Source organism: Streptomyces humicola, from assembly GCF_024436035.1.
In the GTDB taxonomy this organism is placed as follows: Bacteria; Actinomycetota; Actinomycetes; order Streptomycetales; family Streptomycetaceae; genus Streptantibioticus_B; species Streptantibioticus_B humicola.
This window is the reverse complement of record NZ_JANFNG010000026.1, coordinates 1-11,528: the sequence shown is the minus strand read 5'-3', so window position 1 is coordinate 11,528 and position 11,528 is coordinate 1. Positions and strand designations below refer to the sequence as shown.

The window sequence follows — 11,528 nt, the reverse complement described above, 5'->3', positions numbered from 1 at the left end:
CTCATCGAGGCGCGCACGTCGCGCGTCACCACAACACCGGGAGACGCTCCGGAAGACGCTTGATGTAGCCCGTGCGCCAGACGAGTTGGTCGACGGGGACGGCGAGCCGCACCCCCGGCAGCCGGTGGAGCAGGGCGCTGAGGGCGACTTCCGCGTGGAGACGGGAGAGGGCGGATGCCGGGCAGTAGTGGCGTCCGCCGCCGAAGGCGAGGTGGGGATTGCGCCTGCGGTCGATGTCGAACCCATCGGGGGAGTCGAAGGCCTCCGGGTCGAAGTTGGCTGCCTCCACGCACACGAGGACGAGCTCACCGGCCTTGACCAGCTCGTTGCCGAGCTTGACATCGGCCATGGCGAGCCGGGGCAGGCCGTCTCCGATGGAGAGGGTGAAGCGCAGCAGCTCGTCGACGGCGCGGCTCATCCGTCCCGGCTCGTTCCGCAGCCGCTGCAGTGTCTGCGGATGGCGCAGCAGGGCCAGGACGGCGTGCAGCAGGAAAGCGGACGTGCTCACCGCGCCCGCGCCGAAGAGCGAGGCGACGACGCCGGCGAGGAGCTGATCGGTGAGGCCCTCCGACTCCGCGGCGTCGTCCTTGAGTTCGCAGAGCCTGCGGATGAGGCCCGACTGGCGGGAGCGGTCGAGACGCAGCTGGGTGAGGACATAGGCGTAGTCCTTCTCCCAGCCGGCGGTGCAGCCCTCGAATGCCACGGGGCTGGTGATGAAGCCCAGATCGAGGCCGGACATCAGCTGCCGCCAGTCGCGATACGGCAGACCGAGCAGCTTGCACATCAGCGTGGCGGAGTACGGTGCGGCGAAGCACTCGCGCAGATCCACGGGAGGGCCCTGCTCGACGATCGGGTCGAGCAGTTCGTCCGCGCGCATCCGCAGCCAGTTGGCAAGGCCGCTGTCCGCGGGCGGCGAGAGCGTCTTGAGCACCTCGCAGCGCAGGCCCGAACTCGTCACGTTTCCCATGGTGTTGACGACTTCGGGCGGGATGGTGAGGGCGTACTGCCGTGGCACCCCGGGCGCTGCGGTGTTGCTGAGGCTGAACCGCTCGTCCTCCAGCACCTGGCGGGCGAGCGCGTGGCTGGTCACCAGCCATGCGGTGTCTCCGGTCATCAGCCGGACCCGGGCCACCGGGCGGCGGGTGCGCAGCTGGGCGCACTCTGCAGGGAGGACGTCACCGCGCGGGGACAGTGGGAAGGCCAACTCGTTGGGGACAGCACTCACGAAGCGTCACTCTTCCTCGTCGCAGAGCGGCCTCACGACCGCATGGGCTTGGTTGTCGGCGGCGCGCAGGCCCCCTCTTCGAGTAGGGCGGCGCGCGCACCATCGAGGTGGGGGCTCGAACCGGGTGCGAGCGCCGCCGTACATGACGGCTGCCGGGACGACAGAGCGTCGGGTCACAAGAAGGCCATGATTCTTTCGTAACCACACGACTCCGGCCAGTAACACCCGGTCACCAATACGGGCGAGCGCACGGGAAGCATCGAGGTAGCGCGCTCGCAGGGGCGTACGCGGGATTACTCTCCGGAGCGGACGGGCACGTTTGGCGTGCACTCACCGCATGGAAGCCCTATGCACTATGCACTTCCACGGATACGCATGGGTGGGGGACAAGGCGACGTTCGACAACGACGCGCTGCGCAGGCTGCCGGACCGACCGTGGGCCACGGCCGATCCGGAGGTGAACGCCCAGCGCGAGGCGGAGTACCGGTTCCTGCTGGACGGCTTCGTCAACTCCGGCGTACCGCCGCTGGAGACCGCGCTGTGGCTGCTCAAGTCTCCCGCGCTGATCCTGGGCACCTGGCAGGACCCGGGCGCCGCCACGGCATGGCTGCGCGCACAACCCGCCGAGTACGTGGGGCGCTTCGCCTCGCCTCACGACAGGAAGCCCGCGCGGCTCGCCTCCGTGGTCGCGAGCGCGGCCGAGACGTTGGCCTCCGGGCGGGACGTCTGTTTCGGCTGCTATCTCGGGCAGCCGTCGTTTCTCTCCCTGTCGGTGGTCGGCTGCTCGCCGAACAGGGCGCGGCCCGAGCTGGGCTGCCCTCAAGAGCGCTGAACCGGGGCCGGCTGTGCGTCGGCGCGTCGCGCGTCCCCGGCCGCGTAAAGGGGCTCTCCGGCGTGCTCTTCGGGGGGCTCTCCCCGGGCCTCTTCTCTTACCTCGTACGCAGAGCTAAAATTATCGTATGCCTGACATAGAGCTCCCCGACACGCTCGCCGATGTCCTGATCGGCATCCAGCGGCTGATCCGGCGCCGACTGCGCCGCGGCCTGGAGGGGCCCAGGCTGCGGGGTGCGCAGATCGAGCTGCTGCGGCTCGTCGCGGCTCGTCCCGGCGTCCGGGTCTCGGCCGCGGCCAAGGAGCTCTACCTCGCGGGCAATTCGGTCTCCACGCTGGTCAACCAGCTCACCAAGGAAGGCCTGCTGGTCCGCGAGACCGATCCGGGCGACCGCCGTTCCGCACTGCTGCACCCCACGCCGCAGGCCACCGACCGCATGAAGGCCTGGGACGAGCGGCGCAGCGCGCTCGTGCGCGAGCAGGTGCAACGGCTCTCCGACGACGACCGGGCGGCCCTGGCCGCCGCCATCCCCGCACTGCGCAGGCTGGCGACGAACCTGCGCGAGGAAGTGGAGGAGATATGACGGTGGCGCGAAGCGCCTCGCCTGACGGCGGTGGCGGGCGACGGGAGGGAGCTCACGTGCCGATATCCGCTCCGGAGACGACGACGGACGGCCCGTCGGCCGCGGAGGCCGTCAGCCTGACGGGGCTGGAGTACTCCTTCGGCTCGACCAAGGCCGTCGACGGTGTGGACCTGTCCGTCCGCACCGGGGAGGTCTTCGGGCTGCTTGGGCCGAACGGCGCCGGCAAGACCACCGCGATCCGCGTCATCACCACACTGCTGCCGGTCCCGGCCGGGGTGGTGCGCGTCTTCGGGTACGACGTGGCCCGCCAGAAGATGAACGTGCGCCGCCTGCTCGGCTACGTACCCCAGCAGCTCTCCGCCGACGCCAGCCTCACCGGGCGCGAGAACGTCGCGCTGTTCGCCCGCGTCTTCGACGTCTCCCGCAAGGAGCGCGCCGAGCGCGTGGTGCAGGCCCTGGAGGCGGTCGGGCTCACCGAGGCCGCCGACCGGCTCGCCGGTACGTACTCCGGGGGCATGGTACGCCGCCTCGAGCTGGCGCAGGCCCTGGTCAGCGCGCCGCGGCTGCTCATACTCGACGAGCCGACGATCGGCCTCGACCCGATCGCCCGGGACGGTGTGTGGGAGCACATCAGCCAGGTGCGGGCGGCGACCGGCATGACCGTCCTCGTCACCACGCACTACATGGACGAGGCCGACCAGTACTGCGACCGCCTCGCTCTCATGCACAAGGGCAGGATCCGCGCCCACGGCACGCCCGAGGAGCTCAAGAACCGGCTCGACGAGCGCCGCCGGGAGGCCGGCGTGGACCACGCATCGCCCGTGACCTTGGAGGACGTCTTCCGGGACGTCGCAGGCAGTGGTCTTGACGACCAGGGAGGAGGGGAGTTCCGCGATGTCCGCCGCACCCGTCGCACCGCATCCCGAGTCGGCTGAGCGGCTCGACCTGCTGCTCACCGCGCCCGCGGCCCGCACCGGTTGGCGGGTGGTGCCCGCCCGTGTGCTCGCCATGTGCATCGTGGAGCTGCAGAAGCTCCGACACGACCGCACCGAGATCTACACCCGGGCCATCCAGCCCGCGCTGTGGCTGCTGATCTACGGTGAGACCTTCACCCGCATCCGGGCGATCCCGACCGGGGGCATCCCGTATCTCGACTATCTGGCGCCGGGCATCATCGCCCAGTCCGCGATGTTCATCTCGATCTTCTACGGGATCATGATCATCTGGGAGCGGGACTCCGGCATCCTCACCAAGCTGCTGGTCACCCCGACGCCACGGGCCGCCCTGGTGACGGGCAAGGCCTTCGCGGCAGGGGTGAAGGCGGTGATCCAGGTGGTCGTGGTGGTCGTCATCGCCGCGCTGCTCGGCGTTTCGCTCACCTGGAACCCGCTCAAGCTGCTCGGCGTCGTCGCGATCGTCGTGCTCGGCTCGGCCTTCTTCTCGTGCCTGTCGATGTCGATCGCGGGGATCGTGCTCACCCGTGACCGGCTGATGGGCATCGGTCAGGCGATCACGATGCCGCTCTTCTTCGGCTCCAACGCGCTCTACCCGGTCTCCGCGATGCCCGGCTGGCTGCAGGTCATCAGCAAGTTCAACCCGCTCAGCTACGAGGTCGACGCGTTGCGCGGGCTGTTGATCGGCACCCCGGCCCACCTCGGCACGGACTATGCCGTCCTGGCGTTCGCCGCGGCGCTCGGCATCACTGCCGCGTCCGCGCTGCTGGCCCGGCTGGCGAGGTGACGCCGCCGCCGTCCCCCTCACCGAGGGCAGGGAGGGGGACGGCGGGACGCGCCGGCGTGTCAGTCGAAGTCAGTTGAGTCAGTCGATGCTGCGGCAGATGTGCGGTTCCGTGCCGTCGTCGTCGGTGCCGGCGAGGAGCAGCGGCGGAGCGTCGGGCTCCTCCTGGACTCTCATCCTGGCGGGACCGGAACCGTCGTGGCGGTCGTGCCGATAATCGAAGTGCGGCCGTTCTTGCACAGGAGCACTCATTGTCTGGTCAACTCCCTGTCATGGCGTGACAGGCCTGATGGCCTCCGTTGAACTCGACCATCTCCTTGAACGAGCCGGATACCTCGATTCTCGCTCGATGCGCCGACCCCCGCAGCTCGACGTGCAAAGACACGACAATGCCCCCTCGCGTGAGGGGGCATTGTCGTGATCATCGGTGCGCCGCCAGGGACTCGAACCCCGAACCCGCTGATTAAGAGTCAGCTGCTCTGCCAGTTGAGCTAGCGGCGCTCATGAATGCAGACATCGTACCTGATGGGAGCGGGTGCTCAGGACGACCGCCGGGCGCTGGACCGGTGCTCTAGCGCCCTTGCCTACGGTGTGCCGGACACCCGTCCATCGCCTCGTCCCTCGCAGAGCAGGAGGTGTGTGTGGCCGGCCGGATCGAGGACTATGCGCTTGTCGGGGACATGCAAACGGCGGCGCTGGTCGGCCGCGACGGCTCCGTCGACTGGCTGTGCCTGCCGCGCTTCGACTCCCCCGCGGTCTTCTGCGGTCTCCTCGGCGACGACGCCAACGGCTTCTGGCGGATCGCTCCCGCCGGAGGCCCTGCGCACGCCGTCCGCCGCCGCTACCGCGGCGGCTCGCTGATCCTCGAATCGGAGTGGGACACTCGCGACGGCACCGTGCGGCTCACCGATTTCATGCCGCCGCGCGGCCGGGCCCCGCGACTGGTGCGGATCGTGGAAGGCGTCTGCGGCCGCGTCGCCGTCCGGTCCGCGCTGCGCATGCGCTTCTCCTACGGCCGCGTCGTCCCCTGGGCGCGCAAGACCGCGGGACGGCTCGCCGCCGTCGCCGGGCCCGACTCCCTCTGGCTCGACACCGACGTCGAAACCCACGGCAGCGACCTGACGACCTATTCGGACTTCACCCTCGGCCCCGGCGAGCAGGCCGCGTTCACCCTCAGCTGGCAGGCGTCGCACCTTCCGCCGCCGCCCCAGCGCGACGTGGCGGCGGCGCTGCGGGCCACCGACGGCTTCTGGGCGGACTGGGTGGGCCGCTGCACCTACGACGGCCCGTGGCGGGACGCGGTGGTGCGCTCCCTGATCACCCTCAAGGCGCTGACGTACCGGCCCACCGGCGGCGTCGTCGCCGCGCCGACCGCCTCGCTCCCCGAGGAGCTGGGCGGGGTGCGCAACTGGGACTACCGGTACACCTGGCTGCGCGACGCCGCGTTGACGCTGTCGGTGCTGCTGAACACCGGCTACCGGGAGGAGGCCGAGGCGTGGCGGTCCTGGCTGCTGCGGGCGGTCGCGGGTGACCCGCAGAACCTGCAGATCATGTACGGGGTTGCAGGGGAGCGGGAGCTGCCCGAGGCCGAGCTGCTGTGGCTGCCCGGCTACGAGGGCTCGGCGCCGGTGCGGGTCGGCAACGCCGCCGCAGGCCAGTTCCAGCTCGACGTGTTCGGCGAGGTGATGGACGCCCTCTACCTGGGCGAGCGGTCCGGGCTGCCGCCCACGGACGACATAGGGCTGCTGCGCCACAAGCTGATGAACCACCTGGAGACCCGCTGGCGGGAGCCCGACGAGGGCATCTGGGAGATCCGCGGGCCGCGCCGCCACTTCGTGCACTCGAAGGTGATGGCCTGGGTGGCGGCCGACCGGATCGTACGACTGCTGGAGCGGCACGACCGCGCCGGGCACGCCGTGCGACGTTGGCAGTCGCTGCGGGAGACGATCCATCGCGAGGTGTGCGCGCTGGGGTGGGACCCGCAGCGGCGCACCTTCACCCAGTCCTACGGCTCCAAAGAGCTGGACGCCTCGCTGCTGCTGATCCCGCAGGTCGGGTTTCTACCGCCGGACGATCCGCGTGTGGCCGGCACCGTCGAGGCGATCCGGCGCGAACTCCTCCAGGGCGGTTTCGTCGCCCGCTACCCCACCCGGCACAGCGAGATCGGCGTGGACGGACTGCCCGGCGGCGAAGGCGCGTTCCTGGTGTGCTCCTTCTGGCTCGCCGACGCCCTGGCCGCGATCGGTCGGCGCGACGAGGCGCGCGAGCTGTTCGAGCGGCTGCTGGCGCTGCGCAACGACGTCGGGCTGCTCGCCGAGGAGTGGGACTGCCGCGCCGGGCGCCAACTCGGGAACTTCCCGCAGGCGTTCAGCCACATCGGGCTCGTCAACACCGCCCTGGCGCTGGGCGGTTGAAACGACCGGGCGTCACCTGACGGGTTTCACCGGTCGCGCACGGAGAACTGCACCACAGGGTTGAGCAGGCTGCGCTTGAAGGTGGCGACGAAGTCCTCAATGGTCGCGGTGGAGCGCGGGCGGCTGAGGTAGGGGGCGATGCGCTCCTCGAACTCGCGCACCCCCGGCTGGTTCGCCATGAAGCGGGCGACGGCGTCGAGGTCGCCCTCGTACTCGATGACGCGCACGAGGGTGGCGTCGCGGATGAACACGGCGGTCGACAGGATCGTCGCCTCGGGCCGGCCGGTGTCGTCCTCGACGACCGACGAGCGTACCCGCCGGAAGCCCCGGAACACCTCCGTGATCTCTTTCTCGAAACCGGACTTGACATCGTAGGTGATCGCGGCGAAAGGCATGCCGCCATCGCACCGCAGCGCGCTCGGATCCGGCTCGAAGATCACGCGGCCGACGGGACGCCGTCCGCGTCAGGATCATCCACACCATGCCGGCGATCACCACCGCGATTCCGGCGCTCAGCGCGATCCGGCCCGCCCGCTGGACGACCAGCGGGGAGAACGACGACGTGGCCATCGCCCCGATCGAGTAGGGAACGACCGCGACGCCCGCGCCGAACGCCGAGAAGCCCATGCCGCTTTGCAGATAGAAGGCCGCGGGCCAACCGGGAGATGCTGGCAGTTGCGGCTCGTACGGCGGTGGAGCGAGCGAGGCGTGCGCCCGCGTGACCACTGGATGTTCCTTCGAGCCGGTCTGTAGACGGCCCTGACATGCTCTCGCGGCGCCAACAACCGTCAGGAAGGTCCCGACATGGCCGGACACACCGACAACAGCATCATCATCGACGCGCCGCTCGACCTGGTCTGGGAGCGCACCAACGACGTGGCCTCGTGGCCGGAGCTGTTCAGCGAGTACGCCTCCGCCGAGATCCTGTCGACCGACGAGGACGGCACCGTGGAGTTCCGCCTCACCATGCACCCGGACGAGGACGGGAAGGTATGGAGCTGGGTCTCCCGCCGCACACCCGACCCGGCCACCCGGACGGTGCGCGCACACCGCGTGGAGACCGGGCCGTTCGATTACATGAACATCTACTGGGAGTACACCCAGCTCCAGGACGGCGTGCGGATGCGCTGGGTCCAGGACTTCCACATGAAGCCGCAGGCGCCCGTCGACGACGCCGGCATGACCGCGCACCTCAACCGCAACACCGCGATCCAGATGGATCTGATCAAGAAGAAGGTCGAGGCCGCGGCGCGTACCGCTGCCCGCTGACCCGGAGGCGACCGTGCTCCAGTTCCTGGCACCGCTGGTGGTGCTCCTCAACGGGCTCGCCGCCGGCGTACTGCTCGGCACCCAGCTCGGCGGCTTCCCGCTGCTGGCCTCGCTCCCCGCCGACCGGTACGTCCACGCCCACGCGTTCTTCGCCGGACGCTACGACCCGTGGATGCCGATCTGCCTGATGGGCACCCTCGTCGGCGACATCGCCCTCGCGGTCGCCGCCGCCCAGTCCGCGGCCGTGCTCTTCACCGCCGGGGCGGTGCTGGCGGCCGCGGTGAGCGTCATCTCGTGGACGAAGAACGTGCCGACGAACCGTTGGGTGCGCTCTCTTGACCCGGACAACCTCCCCGACGACTTCGACGGCCTCGAGCGGCGCGAGGTGTGGGGCATGTGGAACCGCCGCCGCGCCGTGATGACCATCGCCGCGCTGGTGGTCAACTGCTCAGCCCTCGTCGTCCTGCTGTGACCTGCGTCGTTGCCAAGACCCCCAACCACCGCAAGACCCGGAGGAATTCATGGATCTCGGCCTCACCGGAAAGAAGGCCATCGTCACCGGAGGCGTCCGCGGTGTCGGCCGGGGCGTCGTCCTCGCCCTGGCCCGCGCCGGAGTGGACGTCGCCACCAACTACCGGCAGCAGAGCGAATTCGTGGCCTCGCTCGAACGGGAGTTGAAGGGCACCCCGGGCGATCATCTGGTGGCCCGCGCCGACATCGCCGACCCCGACCAGGCCACCGCGTTCGTACGGGCCGCCGGCGAGCGCTACGGCCACATCGACCTGATCGTCAACAACGCCGGTGCCATCAGCCACGTCCCATACGCAGACCTGGACGTCGCCGAGTGGAAGCGCATCGTCGACGTCAACCTCACCGGCACCCACCTGGTCATCCAGGGCGCACTGCCGTACCTGGGCGCCGGCTCCTCGGTGATCAACATCGGCTCCAAGGCCGCCGAGGCGGGCGTCCCGCTGCGTGCGCACTACACCGCGACCAAGGCCGCGCAGCTCGGCCTGACCCGCTCCCTCGCCAAGGAGCTCGGCGGGCAGGGGATCCGCGTCAACACCCTGCTGCTCGGCGTGATCCACACCGAGGCGCTCGACGACAAGCCCGCCGAGCAGCGCGAGCAGACCCTGGCGATGTACAGCCGCAAGACCGCACTCGGCCGGCTCGGACGCCCCGAGGAGGTGGCCGGCGCGGTGCTGTGGCTCGCCAGCGACCTGTCGTCGTACGTGACGGGCGCCGCCATCGGCGTGGACGGAGGCATCTCCTGATGACCTTCCGCGTCATGCTCCGCATGGAGATCAAGCCCGGCGAGGAGGCCGCGTTCGAGCGCGAGTGGCACGCCGGCACCGGCGCCGTCACCGGGCACCCCGCCAACATCGGCCAGTGGCTCTCGAAGAGCACCACCGAGGAGTCCACCTACTACATCGTCAGCGACTGGGTCGACGAGCCGCGCTTCCGCGAGTTCGAGAACAGCCCCGAGCACCTGGAACACCGCAGCAAGCTGCACCCGTTCCGCAGCGCGGGCTCCTTCCACACGATGGAGGTGGTCGCGCACATCCCGGGCAAGGCCGCCTGAGCGCACACACGGCGAGGGTCCCTTCCGGCGGAGTGCGGAAGGGGCCCATCTCGTGGCGCGGCGATGTCGACGCCCTCGCCGCGGCCGCCGACCTCGGACCCGGCACGCGCTGGACACCACCGACGCCGGCAGCGTCAAACGCGCCGCCGAGGCGGCCGGGCCCGTCGACATCGCGGTCTGCAGCGTCGGGCTGCTCCCCGACGCACGCACCGGACCGCTGACGGTCCCGCTCGACCTCGTCGAGCGCACCGTGCAGATGAACCCGCTGGGCACTTGGCGGCCCCGGCCCGGCGCGGACGCGCGTGCCCCAGCCACACGGTCGTCCCGGCCGCCTCGTCCTCGGGGTTCGCCGACGGGTGGTCATTCCCCGGCCGCGAAGAGACAATCACGCCGCCTCGACGTCGACCTTCTTGATCGACCACTGGGCGATGCGCAGCGACATCTGCACGCCCTCGGTGGCGTACCGCACCATCTCCTGCTGGTAGCCGGCCACCCCATCGGTCAACTCCCGTGCGCCGGAGGCGACATCGGCCAGTGCGTGGGCCAGCGACGCGGCGTCCCGGATCGCCGTGTTGGCGCCCACCCCGCCCGACGGGGGCATGGTGTGCACGGCGTCGCCGAGCGGCACGACCGGGCCCGCCTCCCACGGCTGCACCGGGTGGGTGGCCCGCAGCGACACGGCGAACGACTCCTCGGGCAGGGCGTGCCGGAAGATGCCGCGCAGATCCGGATGCCAGGCCGCGGTGCGCTTCACCACGAAGTCGCACAACTCCTCGCCGGACAGGGCGAAGAAGTCCGCCTCGGCCATGCCGAGGTCGTCGCGGTGCACGTTGAACACCGACATGTAGTAGTCCTCGGCGTCCGCCAGGCCCGCGTCCGGCCACAGCCGCGCCGCGGCCTCGGTCGGCCGGGTGCGGAACACCATCGGCATCAGGCCCAGGTGATGGCCGTCGGTGCCGATGACGTACGAGAACCGGTCGCGCAGGATCTCCGGCAGCCCGGCCCCGATGGCGGCCGTCCGCGGGATCCGGGAGAACACCGTGCGCACACCCAGATCCCGCGGCTTGTCCTGCGGCCGCAGCTGCGCACGCACCCGGGAGTTGACGCCGTCGGCGGCCACAAGCACGTCGCACTCCGCCACCGTCCCGTCCGCGAAGTGCGCCGCAATCCGGCCGCCGTCCGTCCGCTCCAACCGCTCGAAGGTGCTGCCGAACCGGACCGTGTCGCCCAGGCCGGCCAGCAGGATGCGGCGCAGCGTCACCCGGTCGACGGCGTCGATCCGGTCGGGGCGGTCACCGCGCGGATCGTCGAAGCTCGGCGTCCACTGCTCCTCGAGATTCTCGTCGTACGCCATGAGACCGGCGGACTCGCGCCGGTTCGAGGTCGCGACGACCAGGTCCACCAACGGCTGCGGCAGACAGGCCCGCAGCCCCTCCTCGCCCTCGGGACTGATCCGCAGCCGGTAGCCCTGCCGACGCCCCTCGGGCGACTCGTCCCGTTCATGGACGGTGACCGGCAGCCCGGCCTGGCGCAGCGCCTGCGCCAGGCACAGCCCGCCGATGCCGCCGCCGATGATCAGGATCTCCAACGGTGACCGACCCTTCCGCACGGCCATGTGCGCCGCTCCCCTCGACTCCCGGCGGTCCGCCGCCCGGGCGGCGGCAGAACACGGCGACACGGTGCCTGCGCCCGCTCGTGGACCGGTGGAGGATTGCGCCGCCGCACTGCAGCAGGGCTCGAACGGGCGTTGAGCTGCGCTCCGGACCATGGCGGCGTTGCCGACCCCGAGGAGCCTTCCATGGCAGACGACTTCAAGGTCGCCGATCTTTCGCTGGCCGAGTTCGGCCGTAAGGAGATCACGCTGGCCGAGCATGAGATGCCCGGTC

Annotated in this window: 14 protein-coding genes and 1 tRNA gene; 10 read left to right on the top strand and 5 right to left on the bottom strand. The window is 70.6% G+C overall.

Annotated features, from left to right (window positions below):
• Positions 1-25: 25 nt before the first annotated feature.
• The gene (locus NGB36_RS25275; RefSeq protein WP_255922792.1) at positions 26-1,225 is read right to left on the bottom strand and encodes a cytochrome P450; all 1,200 of its coding nucleotides are present in this window, start codon (positions 1,223-1,225) and stop codon (positions 26-28) included.
• Between the two features lie 355 nt (positions 1,226-1,580).
• Here NGB36_RS25275 and NGB36_RS25270 point away from each other — a divergent pair, with 355 nt between their 5' ends.
• From NGB36_RS25270 to NGB36_RS25255, 4 genes are all read left to right on the top strand, one after another.
• A complete protein-coding gene (locus NGB36_RS25270; protein WP_255922791.1) occupies positions 1,581-2,057 on the top strand; it encodes a hypothetical protein in 477 nt (158 codons plus the stop codon).
• Between the two features lie 127 nt (positions 2,058-2,184).
• Complete coding sequence (locus NGB36_RS25265; RefSeq protein WP_255922790.1) at positions 2,185-2,640, top strand: MarR family winged helix-turn-helix transcriptional regulator; 456 nt, start codon at positions 2,185-2,187, stop codon at positions 2,638-2,640.
• A gap of 56 nt (positions 2,641-2,696) precedes the next feature.
• Positions 2,697-3,575 carry an ABC transporter ATP-binding protein gene (locus tag NGB36_RS25260; protein ID WP_255922789.1) on the top strand — a complete coding sequence of 293 codons (879 nt, stop codon included), beginning with the start codon at positions 2,697-2,699 and terminating at the stop codon, positions 3,573-3,575.
• Entirely contained in the window at positions 3,535-4,380 is an 846-nt protein-coding gene (locus tag NGB36_RS25255) for an ABC transporter permease (RefSeq protein ID WP_255922788.1), read from the top strand. The genes NGB36_RS25260 and NGB36_RS25255 overlap by 41 nt, the downstream gene beginning before the upstream one ends.
• Positions 4,381-4,458: 78 nt before the next feature.
• Here NGB36_RS25255 and NGB36_RS25250 read toward each other — a convergent pair whose 3' ends face one another.
• Together NGB36_RS25250 and NGB36_RS25245 are read right to left on the bottom strand one after the other, a co-directional pair.
• Positions 4,459-4,629, bottom strand: a complete 171-nt coding sequence (locus NGB36_RS25250; RefSeq protein ID WP_255922786.1) for a hypothetical protein — start codon at positions 4,627-4,629, stop codon at positions 4,459-4,461.
• Between the two features lie 176 nt (positions 4,630-4,805).
• Positions 4,806-4,878 (bottom strand) — tRNA-Lys (locus NGB36_RS25245).
• 140 nt (positions 4,879-5,018) lie between these two features.
• On the opposite strand from NGB36_RS25245, the gene NGB36_RS25240 reads away from it, so the two are divergent.
• Entirely contained in the window at positions 5,019-6,791 is a 1,773-nt protein-coding gene (locus NGB36_RS25240; RefSeq protein WP_255922785.1) for a glycoside hydrolase family 15 protein, read from the top strand.
• 26 nt (positions 6,792-6,817) lie between these two features.
• Here the strand turns inward: NGB36_RS25240 and NGB36_RS25235 are convergent, their stop codons facing one another.
• Positions 6,818-7,186, bottom strand: coding sequence for a SchA/CurD-like domain-containing protein (locus NGB36_RS25235; protein WP_255922784.1), 369 nt, complete (start codon positions 7,184-7,186; stop codon positions 6,818-6,820).
• Positions 7,187-7,595: 409 nt separating this feature from the next.
• Between NGB36_RS25235 and NGB36_RS25230 the strand changes: the two genes are divergently transcribed.
• From NGB36_RS25230 to NGB36_RS25215, 4 genes are read left to right on the top strand one after another with little or no spacing between them, the layout of a single operon-like run.
• Positions 7,596-8,060 carry an SRPBCC family protein gene (locus NGB36_RS25230; protein ID WP_255922783.1) on the top strand — a complete coding sequence of 155 codons (465 nt, stop codon included), beginning with the start codon at positions 7,596-7,598 and terminating at the stop codon, positions 8,058-8,060.
• Positions 8,061-8,073: 13 nt separating this feature from the next.
• Complete coding sequence (locus NGB36_RS25225; protein WP_255922782.1) at positions 8,074-8,532, top strand: anthrone oxygenase family protein; 459 nt, start codon at positions 8,074-8,076, stop codon at positions 8,530-8,532.
• Positions 8,533-8,581: 49 nt separating this feature from the next.
• Positions 8,582-9,334 (top strand): SDR family NAD(P)-dependent oxidoreductase, encoded by a 753-nt coding sequence (locus NGB36_RS25220; RefSeq protein WP_255922780.1) that lies wholly within the window; start codon positions 8,582-8,584, stop codon positions 9,332-9,334.
• Positions 9,334-9,642, top strand: a complete 309-nt coding sequence (locus NGB36_RS25215; protein ID WP_255922779.1) for an antibiotic biosynthesis monooxygenase family protein — start codon at positions 9,334-9,336, stop codon at positions 9,640-9,642. The genes NGB36_RS25220 and NGB36_RS25215 overlap by 1 nt, the downstream gene beginning before the upstream one ends.
• Before the next feature lie 385 nt (positions 9,643-10,027).
• On the opposite strand, the gene NGB36_RS25210 is transcribed toward NGB36_RS25215, so the two are convergent.
• Positions 10,028-11,257, bottom strand: coding sequence for an FAD-dependent oxidoreductase (locus tag NGB36_RS25210; RefSeq protein ID WP_255922778.1), 1,230 nt, complete (start codon positions 11,255-11,257; stop codon positions 10,028-10,030).
• Between the two features lie 183 nt (positions 11,258-11,440).
• On the opposite strand from NGB36_RS25210, the gene NGB36_RS25205 reads away from it, so the two are divergent.
• Positions 11,441-11,528, top strand: an 88-nt coding sequence (locus NGB36_RS25205) for an adenosylhomocysteinase (protein ID WP_255922876.1), incomplete at its 3' end; no start/stop codon positions are given.